Consider the following 24,170-nt stretch of genomic DNA (forward strand, 5'->3'; position numbering starts at 1 on the left):
ACTATTCCGCCTCCGTTAACTTTTTGGCTGCCTCGTAAAGTATCTGGACAGCATTTGCTATATGACGTGAATCGGACCATTCCTCCGGACAATGGCTTAACCCATTTTTACTCGGAATAAACAGCATGCCCACATTTGTAAAATCGGAAAAGACCATCGCGTCATGACCTGCACCGCTGTTAATAGAGCACTTAGGGATATCTAGTTCACTTGTTTTTTTCTTTAGTAGAGAGACAATATCCCTGTTCATTTCTTTTGGTTGAATATATAGAAGCTGCTCAACACTCACTTCAATTCCTCTACTACTATATGAACCTGCTAATTCTTTCACTTTTTGTATTACATTCAAAACGTTTTCTTCCTTGCCTGAACGAATGTCCACTGTAAACACAGTTTTATCAGGAATGACATTTGCTCCATTCGGAAAAACATCCAATCTTCCCGTTGTGACAACCGTGCCATTCCCCTCTGTATCCGCAAGGTGAGGGAATTGTGCAATCATTTGAGCAGCGGTGACCAATGCGTCCGACCTGCGATCCATTGGCGTTGTCCCGGCATGTCCGGCCTGACCCTTTACAGTTACTTCTAATTGAGTTAAGCCAACAATAGCCTCTACCACCCCAATTGGAATACCCTTTTCTTCAAGGATCGGACCTTGTTCAATATGCAATTCCAGATAGGCCTTCATCGTCTTAGGGTCCCTCTTTTTAGGAAGGGAAGGATCGAGCCCGATTTTCCTCATCGCTTCCACTGCGTAAATACCATCTTTATCTTTTAAACTTTTAAAATCTTCCTCATCTAGTAAGCCCACAATTCCGCGAGATCCCATTAATCCTCCGCCAAATCGCGCACCCTCTTCTTCAACTAATGCAATCACTTCTAACGGATATTTTGGCTTTAACTGGTTCTCTGCAAAAAGTGCAGCTACCTCGAGACCTGCTACCACTCCCGCAGGACCATCATAGGAACCACCATTTGGGACAGAATCAAAGTGAGAACCGACTAGGACGCTTGGCGCATCCTTTAATGTTCCTTCAAGCTTTCCAAAAATATTACCAAATCCATCTTCACGAACGGTCAGACCGTATTCCTTCATTTTCCCTTTTATATACTGACGAGCCTTTAAATCTTCAGAACTATAAGTAAGCCGGGTGGTACCATGACCAGGTGTGGCAGTAAAGGTACTCAATGTGTCAATATGACTTTCCACTCGCGATTGCACGATTTCAAGATTTGTTTCTACTCTTGCATCCATTTACCTCAAACCCTTTCTTACAAGAATCCTACAAAGATTCCTGCTAGTACAACTGACACCATGGTTACCGTTATGAAGCCTCCAACTAGCATCGGAGGGAGCATATGGCTAGTCAGTATTTCTCTTTCCTTTTCATCTTCTGTTAAGGATTTAATTACTTCATTTGTGATAATGTAATCGGCTGGAAATCCATATAAAGCCGTTAGTGAAACAGCGAACGCCATTTCCTTGCTAACTTTTAGAAGTTTTCCTGCAATGAAGGAGAAAATATACATCCCGATTACCCCTAATACGATTGTGCCGACAAGTGGATAAATAATCTCAAGCATCATGCTTGGTGTCGCTTGTTTTAATCCGTCAAAAATAAAGAGCATAAGCGCCATGATGGCAAATCCGAAACCATTTGCTTTTTGTAATACTTGCTTTTCCAAGAATCCAAAACTAGTTGCGATTACCCCAAACAGTAAGCAGAGAACAAACGGGCTGACCGTAACAATTGGTGCTAATAGAGTTGAAGTTAAATAGGCAAGGTATGCTACCAATGATAGTCTTAAAAACTTAAAGAAATCCGTGTTATATTTTTTGGGCATATTTTTAAAGAGCTTTAACTCAGGCTTAATTTCTGCTGCCGTTGCCGCGACTTCCGCTGCAGCCTTACTCTGTGCTTCTCCTGCAAGTTGTCCACTGCGATATTGCTGCAGCAGTCTCTTTCCCTCTTTTTTCAAAACAATAGAAGTGATTGGGTAACCAGCAAATCCTTGCATGACATAAATAACGATGGCAAAAACAGATAAAGTAGCAAGACCTGCTTCCTTGGCCCCCTCTGACATAATCAATGCCGATACGACTCCACCAACCAAAGGAGGAATGGCGACGACAATTGTCTCATAACCAAAAATGAATGTTCCAATTCCAAATAGAAGAGCAATAATTCCTAAAATTCCTGAAAGAGCGATAATAATGGTTTTCCATTGTTTTTTCAATTCTTGAAGTGATAATAAAGTTCCCATATTGGTAATTAATAAGTACATCATCATTGTTGCTACAACAGGTGGTACTCCTGCCAATGCGACGATATCTTGCGGGAAGAATGTCCAATATCCTAAAAGGAACAAAACAGCGCAAACGAATATTGAAGGTACCCATGCCTTTGTTCGTACTGCAACTAAATCTCCGATAAATAAAATGGCCATAAGAATGACTAAAGCTAACATCTGTGACATAAGAGTCCCTTCCTTCTTGGATGAATTTACTAATATTTCGCAAAACGAAAGATTAAAGTTATTAATAGAATAATAATATAATTATACTTTTCAGTCAATTTAAATAATTAGAAATATTCTTGCAAACGTTTTCCTTAGGTTTATCAGTAACAAAAATAATATTTTGCTATTTTAGAAAACAAAAAAGTTATTCTACAGTAGGCCAACAAAAATACACCCCCAATTAGATTATTGAGGGTGCGCTTTTAAAGTATTAGTTAACGATTGGAACAAAAATTTTCTCGTGCTGATAATCTCCATCTACTTCATTTATTTTAAGAACAGAGGCATTTTCTACCGGTTTAAAATTTTTCAAATCCTCAATTGGCCAATTCATCAGAAAGGTTAACAGCATATGAATAAAAGCTGCATGCGTTACAATAACAACATTTTCATATCGCTGCTGCTGTTTCGCCCGTTCAACCACAGTGTTCATGAACATCGTTGCTCTTAAATACACATCTGCTAATGATTCCCCGTTCTGAAAGCGAAAGTAAAATTGACCTGCTGCTTTGAATTCTTTCTTCTTTTCAGGAGTGCGATCCGTAAAGTCATAAAGATTTCCCAGCTCCCACTCTCTTATTAACGGATTCTCGTAAAAAGGAATACCCTCTGGCAACGAGGAATGAATCGCTTGAGCTGTTTGCATGGTACGTAAATAAGGAGAACTGTACAAAACAGTCTTTGGAGTGACAATTGTTTTGAAAAATTCAGCCGTTGCCTGCGCTTGTTTAAGCCCGAGCTCCGTTAAACTATGCTGTGAATCGTGAGTATGCGCCATCACTGTTTTATCCACATTATGTTCTGCTTCACCATGACGGATGAGATAAATATTCAACCATTCCCAACCCCTTCTACTAGTCTATTACCTCTATTCTACTTCAGCTAACTGCCCCATTACCTTGTAAACGTTCGACAACCTTCTACATTTACATAAAAGGCACCTTCCGTATGGAAGGTACCTTTTTATAAATTATTGAAAAACGTACGGATAACGTCTGCTCCCCCTATAAAGGTTCCAAACGAACCTCCAATGTTGGTTAGGATGATGACCAGCAGGACCCTTGTAAATTTATTACGCCAAAAGCCTTTAAGTGAAAAAACATCTTCTGATAATGTTTCAAAGTCTGCCACACTTGGGCGTTTGATATAAGCCTGTACAAGCCCCGATACCCATCCTGCAGCAAGTAATGGATGCAAGGTGGTGATGGGTGCCGCTATAAAGGCTGCTAATATAGCCAGTGGATGTCCCAATGCAGCAGTTGCACCGAGTGCAGCTGTGATTCCAGTCCAGAGGATCCAGCTAATCGCTTGATCCATACCAGCGGATGGATTAAGAAAAAAGGTAAATGCAATCAGTGCAACAATGAGCACTGGGATTGCCCAGCCGACAATTTGCGGTGTTTTTGATTTTGGCTTTGTTTTTGTGAGAGCTTGTAAATCCTGGTCATGGTGAATCTCTTTGGTGATTCCTGGAACGTGCGCCGCTCCTAGAACTGCCACAACTTTTTTACCGGGTGCTTCTTTAATTTTCTGAGCTAGGTATTGATCTCGCTCATCAATTAAAGGTTTCTTTAATTTAGGAAACGCTTCTGAAATTTCAGCAAGCGAAGCATTCAATGTATCTTGAGTCTTCATTTTCTCAAGCTCTTCTTCTGAAATGGTTTCTTTATTGAAAATACTATAGATAATTGACGTGAGCAGCTGGGCTTTTCCCCAGACACCAACATTCCCCCAAATACGTGAGAAGGTAATTTGGATATTACGATCGGCTAAAACGAGCTCAGCCCCTATTTCTTTTGCCGATTCAATCCCTTGAATCATTTCTTGCCCTGGTTTTGTATCAAATTGCTTGGCTAGGCGGTTTTGAAAAGATGAAATGGCGAGATTCATGATTAATAATGTAGCCTTCTTTTCTTTTATAACCTTGAAGATATCCATTTCTCTCCATTTGTTGCCATCCATAATCGACTTGTAGCGTTGGTCATCTAATTCGATACAAACAGAATCAGGCTGTTCTCGGTCAATGACCTCTTTTACTTGCTCTACGCTTAGTTTGGAAACATGTGCCGTACCAATTAATATGATTTCTTTGCCATCCAGTTGAATTCGGGTTATATTTTCTTCCGTCATAATCTACTTCCTTCATCATAAATATACTTATTTCCTATAAATGTCTCTATCCCTATAATGAAGTAGAACCCGGAGAATTTCAACACATTATATTTTGATTCAGTTAACATAAAAAGCTTAGTAGATTTGAGGTGATAGATATCCAACAGTTACTTTTGCTACAGAAGGTAATCGATTATATTGAAGAAAATATTAAGGACGAAATTGATCCAGAGAACTTAGCAAAAATGACGGGATATTCCCCTTACCATTTTTATCGAGTTTTCCAAAAGCATACAGGTTATTCCTTAATGGACTATGTAGTAAAAAGGCGACTTCAGTATGCATTACATGAACTAATCAATGGTAAAAAGGTTATCGAAATAGCCATGGATTACGGATTTGAAACCCATGCTGGTTTTACAAAAGCCTTTAAAAAATGCTTCGGAAGCCCTCCTAGTTTATATAAGATTCATTGTCCTAAATCATTACCGCATAAATTAGATTTGATTAGTATTCATCAAAAGAACACAGGCGGAATTGTGATGCAGCCTATGATAGTGAAGAGGCCGTCCTTCACTGTTGCTGGTAAAACATTTTCAATTAATATGGGAAATGTTTCTTTTACAAGAGATGCACCTGCGATTTGGGATCAAGAAGGGCTGGCAGACGGTTCCATTGAAAGATTGCTATATCAATCGCTAGCCCCTAAAAAGCATGGGGAGTATTGTATAAATTTAAGTCCTTCAGACTTAGAAGATAAGTTTATCTATTTATTTGCTGTAACTTTAGACAACGGTAATTTGCTTCCAGATGGTCTGACATCTTTACAAATACCAGCAGCTACTTATGCTGTTTTCAGAACTCCTTTGGTTGAAGTTGAGAAGTTTGCTTCAGCGATCAAAGGAACATGGAATTATATAGTAGAGGACTGGTTTCCACACTCATCTTATGAAGTGGATGAAGAGGCATATGACTTTGAATATTATGATGAGCATTGCCACCACTGGGATTACGAAAGAATCTATATGGAGATACACATTCCAATCAAAGAAAGAGGATGAATACTCTAACGGGTTTCGTTTCCTATCGCTAAACCTGAAAATACCGCCGAAAATGTAACCCAAATTGTACTGTGTTTTGTATCTCTTTTTGTAATAAAGGAAATGGCTCAGTTCACTATACTAAGCCATTTTTTTGGTTTCTATTAGCTTGTTTTACTAACGCCCCCGTTTGTTTAAGTGAAATATTTCACAACTATAACTAACATATCAATTTACCAAATAAACCCTCACAGCACTAGTAAATCGTTCCGTTATGAGTTATATATCATATAAGTTTCAATGGAATTCGCGTGGAACTGACAACAGCTTTGAAACGTCATTTTTCTGATTAATAAGTTTTCGACATCTAAAAATACAAATTGATTAACTAAGCATCAAAAAAATACTGCCTCATTTCTAATTGAGACAGCATTTTGAGATTCCTTTCATTGTTCTGCTGGTTTAAGTGGTCCTTAAAAATAAGCAGCAGTCGCTCCACCGTCAATTAAGAAATCAGACCCGGTGATGAAAGCCCCCTGTGGCATCATCAGCAGTTCAGCCACATTTGCAACCTCATCTGCAGTTCCTGGGCGTTCGGCAGGGCACTTTGCAAACATATTCTTATAGAACTCTCCTCTTGGACCATTGAATTCGTCTATTGCCAATGGCGTTACGATAATTCCTGGAGAAATGGAGTTGATACGAGCGTTTTTTTCTCCCCAACGTATAGATTCGAACATAACCCGTTTCACATTGCAACGTTTCGCCATTTAATAAGCGTGCAACGTGTCCTTGATGTTTTCTGGTCGAAGGACTTCTAAACTAAGGAGTTCTTCAGTTGGTGTCGTTGCCAGCTGTTCGTCAATTTCAATCCCTAATTGAGGCATTCTATGTCCAGACTGACTGGAAATTGTTACACCACCGCCTCCAGGAGCTATGACCTCACCCTCCTCGTGTTATGGCAGAACAGTTGGGAGACTTGGTAGATAGAATATTATAATTAATACAAAAAAACAGCCAGATATGAACTGGCTGTTTTTTTCGCAATTATAAATAATAGAATACTTTTTTGCGCTTAATATTGTGAATAAATTCATTTGAACTAAACTGTCCTTTAGATCAATAAGGAAAGCTCCCAAAATGACAGACCTGATCTTTCGCTAACGCACCCGTTCCTTTAGGTACATTTCTTCACAATCTCTTTGAAAGGAACAAGAAAATATCGATGTTACCACTGCTCATAACCCCTTACTATTTGAATAGTTGAAATATTCTTTACTGATCATTCTAAAAATGATAAAATTTTAAAAAAGGGGGGGGAAAATGGCTAGACACAAAGAATTTGATGAAGCCGAGGTTTTACGAAAAGCAATGGTGCTTTTTTGGCGAAATGGATATGAAAAAACGTCTATGCAAGATTTAGTAGACTATATGCACATACACCGTCGAAGTATTTATGACACATTTGGTGATAAACAGACGTTGTTTCTTCGAGCTCTACAACTCTTCGAAGAAATAAACGAAAAAAGAATGGAACAACAAATTAAACCTATTAATTCAGTCCAGTTAGCGATAAGAAGATTATTTGAAATGGTGGTTTTTTCGGATGAAGAAAAACCCCCAGGATGTTTAATTGTAAATACAGCTGTAGAATTAACCTTTCATGACCAAGAAGTTGCTGACAGGATTAGTAAAAGCTTTAGTAAGACAGAATCATTTATATACGAACTACTATTGCAGGGGCAAATAAGTGAAGAAATATCCGATCAACTTGATATAGAAAAATTATCTGAATTTATTCATAATTCACTTATTGGGGTAAGAGTATTAGCCAAAACAACGAAAGATAAAGAGAAACTTCAAAACATCATTGATTCGACTTTAGCGGTATTAGATTAACATTTTTAGAATGAACGTTCTAAAAATGTAATGATTTTGTACAATCTTTTTTATTTTTAATATGGAGGGTGAAAAGAATGAATCATTTAGAGTTTTTGAAGAAAATGGCAAAGGGCAAAATACCAGGTTCGCCGGCTGCAGAGGTAATCGGTTTTCACATAACAGATGTTGAGGAAGGGAAGGTTGTGGTCGAAATGGATGCCACAGAAAGATTACACAATCCGATGGGTACACTACATGGAGGGATTTTATGTGACATATCCGATGCCGCTATGGGCTATGCATTTGTAACTACATTAGCTGAGGACGAACTTTTTACGACGATCGAAATTAAATTAAATTTCCTAAAACCTATTTTTAAATCTAGACTGCGAGCTGAGGGAAAATTAATAAAAAAAGGTTCATCAGTCGGATTGCTGGAGTGTCATGTATATGATGAAAAACAAAGTCTTGTGGCACATTCTACAAGTACATGTATGATTTTGAAGGGTAATTCTGCCGGAAAAAGATTGAAAATAGAATAATATAACTAATCTCTTGTTAAAAGAAAGTCCATTTTCAAAGTAAGGTCCATAAAGTTTTAGCTATCATTTAGCTTGTAGTACGATGTAAAGTTCATTTTATCAATTTTAAAAAGGTAAGGTGGGAACAAATGCCTTCTATTCTAACGGCTCCTTCCAAAATGGAAAGCACGGTGCAATTACAAGAGAATAAACTCATTTTAATATGGAGTTTTACCACTTTGCTTGTGGTAATGAATACAACCATGTTTAATGTTGCATTACCCTTTATACTTAAAGACTTATCCTTAAGCTCATCCTTGGGCTCATGGCTGGTATCAGGTTATTCCATCATGTTTGCCATTTCAACGTTAACTTTTGGTCGCCTATCTGATTTTGTTCCCCTCTCAAGACTTCTACTCCATGGAATTTGCCTATTAGGAATATCATCAGTCATCGGTTTCTTTTCAACAAATTTTATTATCTTATTAGGAGTTCGAATACTTCAAGCAGCTGGAGCAGGAGCCGTTATGGGATTAAGTATGATCATGGCTGGGCGGTATATCCCTCTATCAAGGCGTGGAAAAGCGATGGCGATTATTGCTTCGGCTGCCTCTTTGGCATTTGGGTTAGGTCCTGTACTAGGGGGAGTGATAACTCAATACTTAGGATGGAATTATCTTTTCGTTGTCACTATTTTTTCTGTCCTGTCTATTCCTTTCTTCCTAAAGTTATTGCCTAATGAGGTTATTAAAAAAGGACATTTCGATTTATTCGGTGCTATTCTTACGGGGCTTAGTGTAACAGGTCTGTTACTTTTTCTATCTACATTTTCGTATGGGATACTATTAGGAACAGTCGTTCTTTTTGCGGTATGTTGGAAATATCTTAATAAGACGGAAGAACCGTTTATTCCGCTAATCCTACTTAGAAATAAGCAATATACAAAGCTCCTTCTTATTAATTGTTTCGCTTTTTTCATTAACTTTTCAAATCTGTTTTTAATGCCTATTATTCTCACTACTGTATTCGGAAAAGAACCGGCAGAGCTAGGACTGATTATTTTTCCAGGTGCCATTATCGCCGTGGTTGCTGGCATATATATAGGAAGATTCATTGACCGTTTTGGGAATGCACACTTAATTATTTTTGGGCAGTTATTGTTATTAAGCGCCTCAATCTTATTTGCATGGTTCTCTTCTGCAAATCCCTATTTTATCCTTTTCATTTATATGTTTGCTAGCGTTGGCTTTACGGCAATTTCTTCAAGTATTTCGAACGAGATAACAAGGATCTTGCCAATCAATCAAATTGGTTCGGGGATAGGAATCGGACAATTAATGCAATTTTTCGGTGCGGGTCTCGGAGTGACTATTTCTGGATTATTCATAACCATTCAAGAAGGTTTATCTTTGGAAATGGTTTATCGAAATATTTTTATTTGCTTCTCGATTATTAACATTATGACTGGTTTCATATACGGCTTCTATCTTCGTAGAGCTAGGTTAAAGGAGCAAAGTTAAATTCTTCATCGATTGAATAGAAATAGGACTTCCATAATAGGTTTCCAGCACTCTTTCAAGGGTGCTGTTTTATTTCCAAAGAAGGTCAATAAAATAATTTTTTCAGTTGTGAGTCATCTCATAATTGAACTTCCCCGTTTGCGAAATAAATAAAAAGCTACCCTATTGGTAGCTGGAACTATAAAAGGAAACACCTTATAGTCTACAAGAGTTCTTCCACGTACTTAAATTTTAGATTAGAAGGTTACAATAACTTTGCCTTGTGAGTGTCCAGTAGAAACTTTTATTAATGCTTTGTTAATGTCATTAAAATTATAAATTGAATCAATAGAGGGCGTGATATTTTCTTTTTCAACAAGGTTAGTGATTTTTTGTAATTGACTGCCATTGGCTTGCACGAATAAAAAGTGATATTCATTTTTATGTTTACGTGCTAAAGAATCTACACGAGCACCCACTAAACCAAACAATAGTTTTTTCCACACTGGAAAATTATTTTCAACCGCAAAGCGATAATTAGGTACGGCTTTTAATGATACTAATTTCCCTTGAGGCTTTAAAATACCAAGTTCTGCTTTTATCTCTTTTGCTCCCAAGGTGTCAATAACATAATCTATTTCAGATAAAATGTTGGCATAGTTTTCCTCATGGTAATTTATGAATTTATCAGCGCCAATCGACAGTGTACGGGATCTACCTCTTTCACTGCCGCTTGTTATAACATATAACCCCATTGATTTGGCGATGGGGATTGCCATAGCACCAAAGCCGCCGGTTCCTCCAGGGATAAATAGCTTTTTGTTAGGCTGAGCATTGAGTACGTCATTTAATGCTTGATAAGCAGTCAAAGCAGTGAGAGGAACAGCGGCAGCTTCAATAAAGGATAGATTTTTAGGCAATATGGATATAGCATCTTCATTGACGACCGTATATTCAGCAAAAGCTCCAATTTGATTAACTGGCAACCTCGTATAAATGTGGTCACCAACGTGGAAGTTCTTAACATCTTTTCCAACAGCCTCAATAACTCCAGATAGTTCATTTCCTAAAGTTAATGGTAAATCATAATCAGAAATCATTCGAATACTTCCATTTAAAATAAGGATATCTAATGGATTAACACCTGCTGCTTTTACTTTAACGAGTACCTCCCGGCTATTAAATTCTGGTATTTTAACATCATTCAATTCCACTTGAACTTCTTTTGAATATTTCTGCATTTGAGCAGCTCTCATTTTTTCATCCTCTTCCTTTACAATTTTTGGTGCTTTTTCATTGAAATGCAATCTCTAGCGTTGAATGTAAGTGACTCAAAACAAAAACCAGTGCTTGTAGGGGTATATGCCCAAGAATGAATTTAACGCTGCAAATACACCTAATTCACGCGTCAAGCACTGATTTTCAGGTTGAGCCAAAAAAGCGGCACAAACTTTTAATATATTAATTATCGAGACAGCTGTTTCCCATAATTTCTAATTTTGATGAAAGAAGGGCGTACAATTTTTCAGTTGTACGCCCTTCTTCACCTTATAAGCTATACTTACCCCTCTTGAGTTTTTAATTCTTTCATCGTAGGATAATCCGTATAACCCATGCTTCCGTTACCACCAAAGAATGTTGTACGGTCTGCTTCATTCAAAGGAAACCCTTTTTTGAGACGTTCTACTAAATCCGGATTAGCTAATGACCATACACCAACTGGTACCATATCTGCAACGCCATTATCAATATCTACACTAATATTTTCTAGAGCTCGACCAGCTCGATTGACTAATAATGGATTGGACCAAACTGAACGAATTTCATGGAGCAGTGTTTCGTTTCCTACATGCATAACATGAAGGTAAGCCAAATTGAATTGAGCTAATTCTTTTACAAGATGGAGATAAACTTCAGGACCTTGTTCACCTTCTTCAATTCCACCAAGAGGTACCCCTGGTGAGATACGAAAGCCCGTTCTTTCTGCTCCAATTTCTTCAACGATTGCTTTCGTTATTTCGATAGCAAAGCGAGCACGATTCTCTATTGATCCGCCGTATTTATCCGTTCGTTTATTAGAATTTTCACCGATAAATTGATGAATTAGATAACCATTTGCTCCATGAATTTCAACACCATCAGCTCCTGCTTCAATAGCTGCAGATGCTGCTTTTCGGAAGTCTGCAATTGTCGTCTGAATATCTTCTTCACTTAACTCGCGGGGAACGGGTATTTCCTGCATCCCTTTAGCAGTAAACATTTCTACTCCAGGTGCGATCGCAGATGGTGCAACTGCTTGACGATGATGTGGTGTATTGTCAGGGTGCGACATACGACCGACATGCATTAATTGGATATACATAAATCCACCTGCTTCATGCACAGCATCCGTAACCTTTTTCCACCCTTCAATATGCCTTTCAGTATAGATGCCAGGTGACCATAAGTAACCTTGTCCATCATCAGAAGGTTGTGTACCTTCACTAATAATTAATCCCATTGATGCTCTTTGAGCATAATAAAGGGAACTTAGTTCTCCTGGTGTACCATCTTCTTGCGCCCTACTACGTGTCATTGGTGCCATCGCTAAACGATGAGGTAATTCCAAATTTCCAATTTTCATTTTGCTCCACAATTTATCCATTTTTGTACACTCCTCTTCAAATTATGTTACCCGTTGTATATAGGTGTCCTTTTACCTTTTGTTTGAAATCTTGGACAAATCACTGTATTAGTAATTTGTATTAGGAGAGATGTGGGTATATCGCAGATACACCACCGGCAAAAACGCTTTGGATCTTTCGGCTCACGTCATCAGCAACAATTTCAAAGCTGTCGGATTCTAATCCATCAACAGTAATTTTTGCGATATCCTCAGGGTTGGATTTGGGAACTTCTAAGCTCGATGTCATGTCTGTCTCCATGAAGCCTACATGTAATCCAGCTACTCTCACATTTTGAGGATAGAGATTTAAACGTAGGTCGTTTGTCAATGCCCACTCTGCCGCCTTTGCAGCTGTATAAGCGCCAACAGTTCCCGAACTGACCCATGATAATGCGGAAAGAATATTCAGAATCGTTCCTCCCCCTTTATTTGCTAAAATCGGTGCGAAAGTTCGAACCATGGAAAGTGTGCCAAAGAAATGCGTATTAAACTCCAAATGTATTTTATCGAGATCACCGTCAATCAAAGAAGCACCTGTAGACGATCCTGCATTGTTGATCAAAAGCGTAAGATCCTTAGCGACCATAGCGGCCGCAGCTACCTCTTGAGGGTTGGTAATATCAAGCTTCACAGGAATTACACCGGGAATGTCAATGGACTCCGGATTTCTTGCACCGGCATAAACCTTAGCCCCTCTGGATAGAAGTTCAAGTGCTAAATGGCGTCCAAAACCTCGGTTCGCGCCGGTTACAAATACGACTTGTTCAGAAATTTTCATTTTTATGTGCTCCTTTTAATATTTATTTTGGTAAAACAAAATGTCTTACTCCTCAAAACTGCGCAAGTAATAATTTCCTTAAGGAGAAGTTTTGGGCATAGGAAAGTCTCGCTATATGGGAATGGTCATTCTAAAAAGCACAAAGGAATGATCCCTTCATTGAGAAATTTTTAAGTAAGGCAAGAATCATATACAAGAACGATCATTCTAAAAAACACAAAAGAAAATCCCTTCATGGAGAGAGCTTAAGCAAGGCAAGACTCATATATGAGAACAATCATTCTAAAAAATGCATAAGCAGTGATATCTTCATAGGAGAAAGCTTTACTACAGTTCAGACTTTCTCTTATAGGAACTATTTATCTAAAAGTTTTATCGATAAATTGGCTATACGGTGTAATTTTTCTTTGGGAATGGAGGTTCTTGTCATTACCCTTAACCCAACACACACAGTATGCAGATGTTCCGCCAGTTCGCCGGCATCATACTCTGAAGTAAATTCTCCCTCCTCTTGCCCCCACAGAATAATATCCTTGAGTAGCTGCTCTGATAGTGTGAACGATTCAGTGGACTTTGAATCCACATCAGCATCGCGCATTGCCAATTCCACCGCCGAATTCACCATTAAACAGCCTGAAGGAGAGTTCTCTTCACCATATATCATGAAACTAAAAATAAACTGAAGAGCCTCCGCTGCATTCTTGGAGCGTTTAACTTCTCCCGTAAGCTCAGCACTGACTTTATCGCGAAATCGATCCATAGCTTTCAAAAACAGCGTATGTTTGTCGCCAAATGTGTCATACAAACTTCTGCGATGGATTCCCATATGCTCGACTAGATCGGTCAAGGATGTCTTCTCATAACCTTGTTCCCAAAAGAGCTTCATTGCCTTGTCTAATACTACGTTCTCTTCGAATTCTTTACTTCTTGCCATTTTATTTTCCTCCTCCCATAGTCACTATAACAAATTGAGAACGAACGGTAAAGAAAGTAACCTCATAATAATTATTCCAAATATTAACAAACGTAGTGAAACTACGAATAGCTCAAATAAGGAAACTCCACAATCTCTTCTACATTTTATCAGTCAGCATAACTTAATTCCCTTGATCATATGATCCCAAGAATCTTACCAAAGACTGATTCTTAAGGAGAACATACTTTTGCGAAAGAAAAAAACTGTTTTTTCTGTGTAATTTAAAAAATTTGATTTTTGCGATTTAGAAGGAAGGGCATTTTTTTATTGGTATCAAAATCAAAACCCGACTCGTCGTTTGAATTTACATAAACAGCACCACAAATTGGCACACAGGAGATAAGTAAGAAAGTAGTCATATTTCTATCACCTTAACATTTTTAGGAGTATTATTCCCATTCCTTATTCAACTAAGTACAACATTTCACAATCTTTCTTGTGGAAAAAGAAAAAAGGCGACCTTCTTCTTGAAGTATCGCACCACTTTACTTTAAGTACAATTATTCACAAACTTCCACACAGTAGAAATATCCATAATTTAAGGCTTTCCTTTGTTAAATTCCTTTTCTAATTTGATTAAATTTAGCCTGTATTCTGTAATCTTAAGGAAATAATCACGGAAATCATGTTCTATAAAATTCATATTGAATAATTGAACCAATGTTTTCTTGATGGCTTGTTCTAATACGAATATTGAATTTAGACAAGTCTTTCTTATATCAGGCACAACACTATTTCCACTTATCATATTCAAATGGTTAATACAGTAATTTAGTATTTTAATGTGGTTCTCCAATAAATTAACACGCTCGGAAATACCTATATGGACTTCGTTTTCTACAACTGACAGAATATCATAGAGAGTCTGTGTGGCAGTTTTTAATGAGTCATTCAACTGGTGAAAGGATTTCAAAAAATCATTGATTTTACTTACTCTCTCTTTTTTTAATGCCTGGCGTTTCAAAAATAATGAAACAACAACGATTACCAACACTAATAATAACAACAAAAAAATATTCCTCCATTCAAAAATCAACACACTATGCTCCCATATCGCTAGTTCATACCATATATTTTACCAATAACTAAACCCTTTCATTACCTTTTCAACAAAATTAGATTTGAATTACTCGAAACATAAAACTTTTGACGAAATTTATGAATTTCAACTTTATATTATGTACCACGTGAATTTCGGAAATAATGAAATGTGATTGAATTTTTATAAGGTGGGAAAAGAAGATGATCCATCAATGGTTAGGCAAATTTTTACGACTACACGTTGTTGTAAGAATTTTTTTATTAGCTACATTCATTATGATAATCTTTGGATACATCATTCATTTAATAGAACCAAATAATTTCCCAACTGTTTTTGATGGAATTTGGTGGGCAGTAGTTACAGCGGCTACAATAGGATATGGGGACTATGTCCCAGAGACATTCGCAGGAAGAATAACAGGAATTATACTTATGCTAGTAGGGATTGCTATTGTCTCCTCTTATTTTGTTTCCTTGGCAACTGTAGCCGTAACAATGCAAGCAGCTTATATAGAAGGGAAACTTTTTTTTAAGGGGAATCAGCACATGATAATAATCGGATGGAATGAACGGTCCAGAGAATTGATTTCTTCTATCTCTAAAAAGAATCCTTCAAAGAAAGTGGTTCTTATTGATGAAACATTGGAAGCTATGCCAACAGAGCACAAAAATATTCACTTTATTAAGGGACGTGCGAGTCTAGACTATATTCTATTAAAGGCCAACATTCATGAAGCACAATGTGTCGTAATAACTGCTGACCAAAATAAGAACGAGTTGGACGCTGACATGAATACCATCATTACTCTGTTAGCGATAAAAGGAACACACCCAACAATTCGATGTGTCGCAGAAATTCTTACTTCTGAACAAGTGGATAACGCAAGGAGAGCAGGAGCAGATGAGATTATCCAATCCAATATCCTTACAAGTTCTCTAATACTTAACAGTTTAGAATCTCATTCAACAATGGCTTCAATACTGAATTTAATCCGTGATTCTGATACTCACCACCTTTTAATCTGTGAACCAGTTGAAGGAATAGTAGGAAAACCATTTTATGAGGCATGTAATCTTTTTTTCAATAGAAATACAATGTTGGTAGGGATAAAAAGAGGAGAGAAAACTCATGTTAATCCACCACAAGATTTTGTTATACAAAAGGATGACCTTGCATTAGTGATTACAAAATAAACTCTTTACCCACTATTCCCAGCACCTTTCAAATATTTAATAAAAAAGCCTACTTTATGCATCCAATGAGATGTTAATAAAGTAGGCATCTTTTTTATTTTTTTAAATGATAAGGTACAGTTGTTATAATCACGTCACTCCGATGAAGTAAAAAAGTACGAATCAGTAAGCTTGATTGATTATGAAGAATATTGTGCCAGCCCTTCTTAGTTATAAATTGTGGGATGACCACTGTAACTTGGTAATTTGACTCACTAGCTTTATGTTCAACCGTATCAACAAACTTGGTTAATGGAGAAATGATGCTTCGGTAATGAGAGTGCAGTGTCACCAATCTTATATCAGGTTGCCACTTCTTCCATTTTTCTTCAAACTTATGCTCTTCATCTCTTTCAAAAGCTACATAAACGGCAATAATTTGATCTGGCTTAAGTGATTTGGCATAGTTAATAGAGTTTTCAACTACATGAGTAATACCTGCTACTGGGACTATGATTACATTCCCTTCAATCTTCAAAGCGGGTTCACATGTAGTAATTCTCAATTGATCTCCAACTGCATCATAATGTTTTTTAATTCGGTGGAAAACAAAAACAATAATCGGTAGAAAAACTAATATTGACCAAACTTGATTGAATTTAGTTAAGAAAAACATGATTGTGACAATGAAACTAATTAATGCACCCGTTGTATTAATAATTAATTTTGGCACCCAGCCTTGAGGCTTTTCTCGTATCCATTTAACCATCATTCCTGTTTGAGACAACGTAAATGGAATAAACACTCCAACTGCGTAAAGTGGAATAAGATGCTCGGTTTCTGCGTGAAAAGCTAGAATTAATAGGATTGAAGCTGCACCAAGTATAATTATGCCATTTGAATACCCTAATCGATCCCCTCTAATCAGGAACATCCTTGGGATAAACTTATCTTTAGCGAGATTGACCGCCAGCAATGGGAATGCAGAATATCCTGTGTTAGCAGCTAGGATTAATATTAAGGCTGTAGTTCCTTGGATAAAGAAGTACATAAAATTTCGTCCAAAGATTTCCTCTGCAATTTGTGAAACAACTGTGACCTCAACTCTTGGAGCAGTTCCATAATAATACGCTAAGGTCACGATTCCAGAAAACAGTATTGCAAGTAATATCCCCATCATGATTAATGTTTTTGCTGCATTGTTTGGTGCTGGATCTTTGAAGTTAGGAATTGCATTTGATATGGCTTCAACCCCTGTTAATGCTGAACTTCCCGAAGCAAACGCCCTTAAAAGAATAAACAAACTTATTCCCGCTACAGGTGTACCGATAGGGGAGTGTAATTCAGGAGAAACTCCACCTGTCAGTATATTGTAAATACCCACACCTATTAATATGAACAAGGCAAGAACGAATAAGTACACGGGGTAGGCTAAGATTGAAGCTGACTCCGTTACTCCTCTTAAATTTAACAGTGTTATAAAAATGACAAATACAATGGCAATTTCCACATTATAGTCATGTAATTTAGGAAAAGCAGATGTGATAGCATCCGTACCCGCAGATACACTTACAGCAACAGTTAGTATGTAGTCTACCAAAAGAGATCCTCCAGCAATTAAGCCTGGATTGACTCCTAAATTATTTTTCGAAACAACATATGCTCCTCCTCCATGAGGATAGGCAAAAATGATCTGACGATATGACAATATAAGTGCTGTTAAAAGAATTAATACACCCAATGCAATCGGTATAGAGTACCAAAATGCTACTGTTCCTAGTGCAACCAACACGATTAGGATTTGTTCAGGACCATATGCCACAGAGGATAATGCATCCGAAGAAAGTATAGCTAATGCTTTCGTTTTGTTAATTTTTTGTTCCCCTAATTCATGTGATTTCAAGGGTCTTCCTATTAATAATCTTTTTATTGATGAAAACATCTACAATTCACCGCCAGGTTTTGTAATGAATAAGTTATGTAATATGTTGCCCATTAAATTAATTTTTTTCAAAGTTTCAAATAAAAAAGTGCCTACAAGTCATTGATTTTAGACCCGTAGACACATCATTTCCCTTGCATCACAGAGCTCCACCCTTCCTTCTCATTAACGCTTACGAGGTTAGCTGTCGGATTCGGACCTTTGAGTAGCCCTACCTAAAAGGATTCATCCCAAGGATTAAAACAATCCAGGAAAATGGTTCCCCCGTACCTATTTGGTTTCAGCGATTTAAGAACTTTGAAACTGTGATTATATTACTGCTATATTTACCAAAAGTAAATAATATTTTCTTGCAAAAGATTAAAAAATATAAAAACGGAGAATGTAATACTAAACCATTTTTCTACTTCGAAGGAGGAATTTATATGTTAAAAGAAAATAAACCTTTATTGTCTGATGAATTTTTAGATGAATTAGCTAATGAAATTAACCATCAATATGGGATTCCCATAAATGATCAAAATATGGAATCCATTAATAATGTATGATTAACATTCCCCTCAATAATAATCACCAACATTTTTAACCAACAACCGCAGTATGTCTGCGGTGTTTTATTTTAAATTCACTTTTCCTACATAACATAATAAGAAAAAGCTGCCACAAATGACAGCTTGCATTACGTTTAGGACCAGTTTCTTTTATACATTAACAAGTAATTGTATTATTCAACAATTTCAGCATATCTGCAAAGTCATATGGTGCTTCTTTCTTAACGCAGTCTGCGAACTGAGAAACTAGCTTTAATGTTTCAATACTTTCCACGGGAAAATGCCCTGCTGCACTTTCAGCTGATAACATGACGGCATTCGTTCCATCCAATACACTCTGGAACACATCCATGACTTCAGCCCTTGTTGGTAAAGGATTATCCACCATTGATTGGAGCATCTGAGTTGCCGTAATAATATAGGTATCCTTCCGATTACATTCACTAATCATTGCTTTTTGCAAAAGTGGAATCCATTGGAAGGGCAGCTCCACACCAAGGTCACCACGAGCGATCATCACCCCATCTGTTTCCTCACAGATTTCTTGGAAATTTTGAATGGCCTCCATCGTTTCAATTTTTGCCACTAATTTTGGAAAATGTCCTTTTTCGCTGTTAATGAAACTCCGTACTTCTTTGATATGCGACGCCCTTCGGACAAATGAGCATGCAATGAAATCGACCTCTTCTTTTAATAGGAATTGAATATCCTGTTTATCTTTTTCGGTAATTGCAGGTAAACTAGTAACTACTCCTGGAAGATTAACTCCCTTACGTGAAGCTATCTCGCCACCCATTTTGACAGTGGTGACTACTTTCGTTTGTTCTACTTCCTTAACAATTAATTCCACTGCACCATCATTAATCAAAATTCGATCGTCAGTTTTTACGTCTTTAACCAAATATTTATAATCAACGCTTGCTTGTTCCTGGTTACCTTCTCTTGGCTCAATATGAAGGGTAAAGGACTGCCCTGTTTGGATGGTGACTTTTTCCCCTTCAATTTTCCCCAATCGTATTTTCGGACCTTGAAGGTCGCCTAACAATTTAATTTGGTGTCCCGTCTCTTCGCTAAGTGATCTTATTAACTGAATTACGTTCCTGTGGTTCTCATGGTTCCCATGAGAAAAATTCAATCGAGCAATTGTCATTCCATGTTTGATTAGTTCAGTAAGAACTTTTTTGTCATTGCTTGCAGGTCCAATTGTACAAATACGGTCAATCGACATAGTATTACCTCACTTTGGTAATCAAGATTATTGTGCCCATAAGCTTTGCTTTTTAGAAAGCTGCCAAAAAAAGTGAATGTAGTGACTTTTCGGTATAGAATTCTGTTGAAATTATTTTGGACTTATTAACCGATGTATGCTTAAATAGATAAATTGAATTAATGTATATTCGTGAAATCATTTAGATCTTCTCGATGTCCGATGACTACTAACTTATCACCTTTTTGAATAATTTGATCAGGAGAAGGGGAGATGATTAAATCTTCATTACTCAAGATCGCAATGGCATTTACATTATAATTTGCTCGCAAATCAAGCTCACGTAAACTTTTTGTTGCCATACTTGGTGGAACCATTATTTCCTCAATATTATATTCGCTCGACAATTCTATGTAGTTTAAGACGTTTGGTGAGAGAAGTTGATGGGCAACTCGTTCACCCATATCTCTTTCAGGATGTATGACCCAATCTGCCCCAACTTTTGATAATACTTGTCCATGACGTTTATTAAGAGCCTTTGCAATTACTTTTTGTACTCCCATTTCTTTTAAAAGCATAACAGTTAAGATACTAGCTTGCATGTCATTGCCAATTGCTACAATAACATAATCAAAATTCCGAATTCCCACTGACTTAAGTGATTCCTCTTCTGTTGAATCAAGTACGACAGCGTGAGTTAGCGATAATTTACCATCATCTATTCGTTCTTCATCTATATCAATTCCCATAACTTCTTGTCCTGCTTCAAATAATTTGGACGCAATACTTAATCCGAATCTTCCTAGCCCAATAACAGCATAACTTTGTTTTGTCATAGTTTATCATTCACCTCAAAAGATTCTTAGTTGATTTGATTAAACTCTAGCCAATTAAAATTTTTTCTTCTGCATATCTAACCTTTGCTTCTTTTTTAGTATTTAAGAGAGCAAAAGCCATGGTTAAAGGTCCTAGCCTTCCAATAAACATCATAATGGTTATTAAGATTCTTCCAAAAGGAGACAAGTCAGGTGTAAAATTTGCAGATAAACCTACTGTTGCAAAGGCGGAAATCGTTTCAAATAAAATTTTGCTCATATCAGCATTCTCGGTAAAAGTTAATAAAAAGAAAATAAGAAAGATAAAAAATATTGCAGCCACCACAATCGATAATGATTTATTCACCAGTTCCCATGAAATTCTTCGTTTAAAAATATTCACATCATTCCGATTCGTTACTACTGTCCAAAAGGCAAAAATAATAATAGCAAAAGTCGTTACTTTAATACCACCACCAGTAGACCCTGAAGAAGCACCAATAAACATCAGTGCCATCATGAAAACAAGTGAAGAAAGATTCATGGCTCCAATATCAATCGTATTAAAACCAGCAGTCCGTGTTACCACACCTTGAAAGTAGGAAGCCCATAACTTATCTCCAAACGGCAAATTTCCAATAGTAGCGGGATTTCTATATTCTGAGATCAAAATAATTAAAGGTCCTACAATGATAAGGATTAGAGACATTAGCAATGCAACTTTAGAATGAAGGGATAATTTTCGAATGGATCTTTTATGAAAAACATCCAGTATTACGGTAAAACCAATACCCCCAGTGATAAAAAGAAGGGTAACCATTATATTAACTGTAGGATCGCCTACCCATTTACTTAGATTGTCAGGTTCGAGACCGAACCCAGCATTGTTAAAGGCTGAAATAGAGTGGAATATTCCATAGTAAATAGCTTTCCCTAACGGCATTTCAAATGACCAACGAATCGCTAAAGCAATAGCACCAATTAGTTCCACAATAAAAGTAATGAGGATTATACGTTTTACTAGGTTCACTACTCCTGCAAGAGAAAATACATTTAATGAATCTTGCAGTAATAGTCGTTCCTTTAGTCCAATTTTTTTTCCTAAGATAATAAACATGAATATTCCTGTGGTCATAAAACCCCACCCACCAATTTGAATCAAACAGAGAAGAACAATTTCACCAAATAACGTAAAGGTTGTTCCTGTATCAACAACTGCCAAACCTGTAACGCAGACCGCAGAAGTTGCTTCAAATAACGCATCAATGAAGCTAAGTCCACGTCCTTTTTCATATGTAGCTATTGGCAGCATGAAAAGAAGAGTACCCAAAAGTATTAGGCTACCGAAACCTATTACTAGTATTTGGGCAGGATGCAAACTAACTAAATTTCCTTTTCTTTTAAACAATTCCACATTATTGACTCCCTTATATTAGATTGAATCTTCTAATTTTATCAATTTATCCATAACTTGGCTCTGTTCATGCAGAGCCACTTCATTAGAGATAATGTCTTCCTTGTTTAATTTATCAATGGTTTCGTATTGAGCGTATAATGCATATTTCTGCAAGATTATTTGTTGTTTCTCTTTTAGTCTGGGATACTTCTCAAAAAGTTTCTCTAAGTTGCTCTGTAGTACTGATAGTTCTTGTTCGTATTCTGTAATGACCTCTTTTGCTGCTGTTTCTGTAATGAACAACTTTTTTCTAACACTTTGTATTTCTGTAATGGCTGTTTCGAATATATGCCCCCGTGCTATAAGTTCTTCATATTCTTTAACCCCTTCTTCTTTTTTATTTACCCCTAATAAAGATAATAGCGGTTTTATTGAAAGACCTTGAAATATCAATGAGAATAATACCACACTAAATGCTATAATTAATATTTCCTCCCGACCTGTAAATTCACGTGGGAGACTTAATACAAGTGCAATGGATAATGATCCCTTTAGACCTCCCCAATTGATTATGTGCTTCCAACTGCGGGGGAAATTCTTTGTGAAAAGTAGACTTGCATATACAGAAATACTTCTTGCAACAAGTACAATTAAAATGGTAATAAAAATGTATCCCCATTTGTCTGTTAAGTTAATCCTGGTGATTTCCAACCCTACCATTAGAAATACAATCGAATTAGCTAACAGAGCTGTAACTTCCCAAAAATTATTAATATTTAACTTTGTCGTCGGGCTCATTCCAATTTTTGCTCCGTAATTTCCAAATATAATGCCAGCTACCACAACTGCAATTACTCCAGAAGCGTGTACTGCTTCAGCCACTAGGAATGAACCATAAAAAAGAATGATGCTAAAGATGATTTCCAACGGGTAATCATCATAGTAACTGGTTAATTTTGAGAAACCATAGCCAAGTGCACCCCCAATGATAAGCCCAAGAGAGATCACCTTAATAAATTCCCATAATCCGTAACCTGCACCCACAACTCCCAGATCAAGATATGTAAGTAAATAAAAAGCGGAAATTTTAAAAAGGACTACCGCAAGTCCATCGTTAAATAGACTTTCACCCTCGATAACAATTGACAGTCTTTTGTTTACGCCGACGCTTTTAAAAATTGAAATAACACTTACAGGGTCAGTGGCACTCATTAAGGCAGCGAAAACAAACGCTGTTTGAATTGAAAAACCTAAAAACAATATCGTAGAAAAACCTACAATGATAAACGATAAAAGTGTTGCTCCAAAAGCTAGAGCTAGAATTGGTTCTTTGTTCTCTTTTAAATGAGAATATGGCAGCTTTAAAGCCGCTTCCCCTAATAAGGCAGGCAAGAACAGCGTAATAATGACAAAGTTGAAAATTTCACCTTCTGTAATAAAATCCTTTAAAGGCTCTAAGGCTGGTATGTTTACAACACCAATAATTGAACCAACAATTACTAATGCAATTGGATAAGGTTGTTTGAGTTTTTTAGAAATGGCCGTTATACCCGCTGCAATCATTACCAAAATAAGTCCAAGTTCAAAAATATGGTGTAAATCTAGTTCATGCACTTTTATAAAACCTCCTTTTAGGTTCCTATTATTCCTTATGAGAGTATTTAGTATCATTTATTTTTAGATTAAAACAAAATAAAAAGCACCATTCCTCAGGTGTGATGGTGCTCGTCAAATTACATGAATTTTGTTGCATTTAATATAAAAAACTGTAGTTTACTACACTAACCTGCCAGTTAGCTTAATAACAGACTTCCCCTCAGGTAATGAAATTATATTAGGTGAAACAGATTGTATTTCCGAACCAAAAAAATTCTCACATAGTAATGTAAAAAAACTACTCGTTTCTAAGAAGATATTAAACCTTTCATTTTATGGACAGCTACTATTCATTATCCAGTTTGAAGGTAATCTTACCTTTGAATTATTTCACGCTAGTAGTTACTTCGAAGGATGGACATTACAAGGTGACGATGGCTTTGACTTATTTACATTG

Annotated in this window: 21 protein-coding genes and 1 riboswitch; of the genes, 6 read left to right on the forward strand and 15 right to left on the reverse strand. The window is 36.8% G+C overall.

The features are described from left to right. Position 1 precedes the first annotated feature (1 nt). From CHI06_RS20635 to CHI06_RS20650, 4 genes are all read right to left on the reverse strand, one after another. A complete protein-coding gene (locus tag CHI06_RS20635) occupies positions 2-1,255 on the reverse strand; it encodes a Zn-dependent hydrolase (RefSeq protein WP_095250473.1) in 1,254 nt (417 codons plus the stop codon). A 17-nt stretch (positions 1,256-1,272) separates the two neighbouring features. Then, positions 1,273-2,478, reverse strand: a complete 1,206-nt coding sequence (locus tag CHI06_RS20640) for a hypothetical protein (protein WP_095250474.1) — start codon at positions 2,476-2,478, stop codon at positions 1,273-1,275. Positions 2,479-2,731: 253 nt separating this feature from the next. Next, entirely contained in the window at positions 2,732-3,355 is a 624-nt protein-coding gene (locus tag CHI06_RS20645) for a histidine phosphatase family protein (RefSeq protein WP_095250475.1), read from the reverse strand. 128 nt (positions 3,356-3,483) lie between these two features. Then, positions 3,484-4,650, reverse strand: coding sequence for a TraB/GumN family protein (locus CHI06_RS20650; RefSeq protein ID WP_095250476.1), 1,167 nt, complete (start codon positions 4,648-4,650; stop codon positions 3,484-3,486). 131 nt (positions 4,651-4,781) lie between these two features. On the opposite strand from CHI06_RS20650, the gene CHI06_RS20655 reads away from it, so the two are divergent. Continuing rightward, positions 4,782-5,693, forward strand: coding sequence for an AraC family transcriptional regulator (locus CHI06_RS20655; protein ID WP_257009395.1), 912 nt, complete (start codon positions 4,782-4,784; stop codon positions 5,691-5,693). A gap of 452 nt (positions 5,694-6,145) precedes the next feature. On the opposite strand, the gene CHI06_RS30230 is transcribed toward CHI06_RS20655, so the two are convergent. Further along, positions 6,146-6,412 (reverse strand): SDR family oxidoreductase, encoded by a 267-nt coding sequence (locus tag CHI06_RS30230; protein WP_218833113.1) that lies wholly within the window; start codon positions 6,410-6,412, stop codon positions 6,146-6,148. A gap of 583 nt (positions 6,413-6,995) precedes the next feature. Between CHI06_RS30230 and CHI06_RS20665 the strand changes: the two genes are divergently transcribed. From CHI06_RS20665 to CHI06_RS20675, 3 genes are all read left to right on the forward strand, one after another. After that, on the forward strand, positions 6,996-7,571 hold the full coding sequence (locus tag CHI06_RS20665; protein ID WP_095250478.1) for a TetR/AcrR family transcriptional regulator: 576 nt from the start codon (positions 6,996-6,998) through the stop codon (positions 7,569-7,571). 77 nt (positions 7,572-7,648) lie between these two features. Then, on the forward strand, positions 7,649-8,095 hold the full coding sequence (locus CHI06_RS20670) for a PaaI family thioesterase (RefSeq protein ID WP_095250479.1): 447 nt from the start codon (positions 7,649-7,651) through the stop codon (positions 8,093-8,095). Between the two features lie 128 nt (positions 8,096-8,223). Then, the gene (locus CHI06_RS20675) at positions 8,224-9,594 is read left to right on the forward strand and encodes an MFS transporter (protein ID WP_179292721.1); all 1,371 of its coding nucleotides are present in this window, start codon (positions 8,224-8,226) and stop codon (positions 9,592-9,594) included. Positions 9,595-9,830: 236 nt separating this feature from the next. Here CHI06_RS20675 and CHI06_RS20680 read toward each other — a convergent pair whose 3' ends face one another. The 5 genes from CHI06_RS20680 to CHI06_RS20700 form a co-directional block, all read right to left on the reverse strand. Then, positions 9,831-10,829, reverse strand: coding sequence for an NADP-dependent oxidoreductase (locus CHI06_RS20680; protein ID WP_095250494.1), 999 nt, complete (start codon positions 10,827-10,829; stop codon positions 9,831-9,833). Between the two features lie 305 nt (positions 10,830-11,134). After that, positions 11,135-12,217 carry an alkene reductase gene (locus tag CHI06_RS20685; protein WP_095250480.1) on the reverse strand — a complete coding sequence of 361 codons (1,083 nt, stop codon included), beginning with the start codon at positions 12,215-12,217 and terminating at the stop codon, positions 11,135-11,137. A 100-nt stretch (positions 12,218-12,317) separates the two neighbouring features. Beyond that, complete coding sequence (locus CHI06_RS20690; protein ID WP_095250481.1) at positions 12,318-13,016, reverse strand: SDR family oxidoreductase; 699 nt, start codon at positions 13,014-13,016, stop codon at positions 12,318-12,320. 355 nt (positions 13,017-13,371) lie between these two features. Beyond that, on the reverse strand, positions 13,372-13,950 hold the full coding sequence (locus CHI06_RS20695) for a TetR/AcrR family transcriptional regulator (protein ID WP_095250482.1): 579 nt from the start codon (positions 13,948-13,950) through the stop codon (positions 13,372-13,374). Positions 13,951-14,530: 580 nt separating this feature from the next. Beyond that, positions 14,531-15,001 (reverse strand): hypothetical protein, encoded by a 471-nt coding sequence (locus tag CHI06_RS20700; protein WP_095250483.1) that lies wholly within the window; start codon positions 14,999-15,001, stop codon positions 14,531-14,533. A 233-nt stretch (positions 15,002-15,234) separates the two neighbouring features. On the opposite strand from CHI06_RS20700, the gene CHI06_RS20705 reads away from it, so the two are divergent. Then, positions 15,235-16,227, forward strand: coding sequence for a potassium channel family protein (locus tag CHI06_RS20705; protein ID WP_095250484.1), 993 nt, complete (start codon positions 15,235-15,237; stop codon positions 16,225-16,227). Between the two features lie 94 nt (positions 16,228-16,321). On the opposite strand, the gene CHI06_RS20710 is transcribed toward CHI06_RS20705, so the two are convergent. After that, positions 16,322-18,148 (reverse strand): APC family permease, encoded by a 1,827-nt coding sequence (locus CHI06_RS20710; protein WP_095250485.1) that lies wholly within the window; start codon positions 18,146-18,148, stop codon positions 16,322-16,324. 154 nt (positions 18,149-18,302) lie between these two features. Further along, a riboswitch (cyclic di-AMP (ydaO/yuaA leader) is annotated at positions 18,303-18,444 on the reverse strand. A gap of 129 nt (positions 18,445-18,573) precedes the next feature. Here CHI06_RS20710 and CHI06_RS20715 point away from each other — a divergent pair. Next, entirely contained in the window at positions 18,574-18,696 is a 123-nt protein-coding gene (locus CHI06_RS20715; RefSeq protein ID WP_095250486.1) for a hypothetical protein, read from the forward strand. A gap of 160 nt (positions 18,697-18,856) precedes the next feature. Here CHI06_RS20715 and CHI06_RS20720 read toward each other — a convergent pair whose 3' ends face one another. From CHI06_RS20720 to CHI06_RS20735, 4 genes are all read right to left on the reverse strand, one after another. Further along, on the reverse strand, positions 18,857-19,927 hold the full coding sequence (locus CHI06_RS20720; RefSeq protein ID WP_095250487.1) for a pyruvate kinase: 1,071 nt from the start codon (positions 19,925-19,927) through the stop codon (positions 18,857-18,859). A gap of 158 nt (positions 19,928-20,085) precedes the next feature. After that, positions 20,086-20,742, reverse strand: coding sequence for a potassium channel family protein (locus CHI06_RS20725; protein ID WP_095250488.1), 657 nt, complete (start codon positions 20,740-20,742; stop codon positions 20,086-20,088). Between the two features lie 46 nt (positions 20,743-20,788). Then, positions 20,789-22,135, reverse strand: a complete 1,347-nt coding sequence (locus CHI06_RS20730) for a TrkH family potassium uptake protein (protein ID WP_095250489.1) — start codon at positions 22,133-22,135, stop codon at positions 20,789-20,791. Positions 22,136-22,153: 18 nt separating this feature from the next. Continuing rightward, positions 22,154-23,731, reverse strand: coding sequence for a cation:proton antiporter (locus CHI06_RS20735; RefSeq protein ID WP_095250490.1), 1,578 nt, complete (start codon positions 23,729-23,731; stop codon positions 22,154-22,156). Between the last annotated feature and the right edge of the window lie 439 nt (positions 23,732-24,170).

This window comes from Bacillus sp. 7884-1 (assembly GCF_002272245.1).
Classification (GTDB): Bacteria; Bacillota; Bacilli; order Bacillales; family Cytobacillaceae; genus Neobacillus.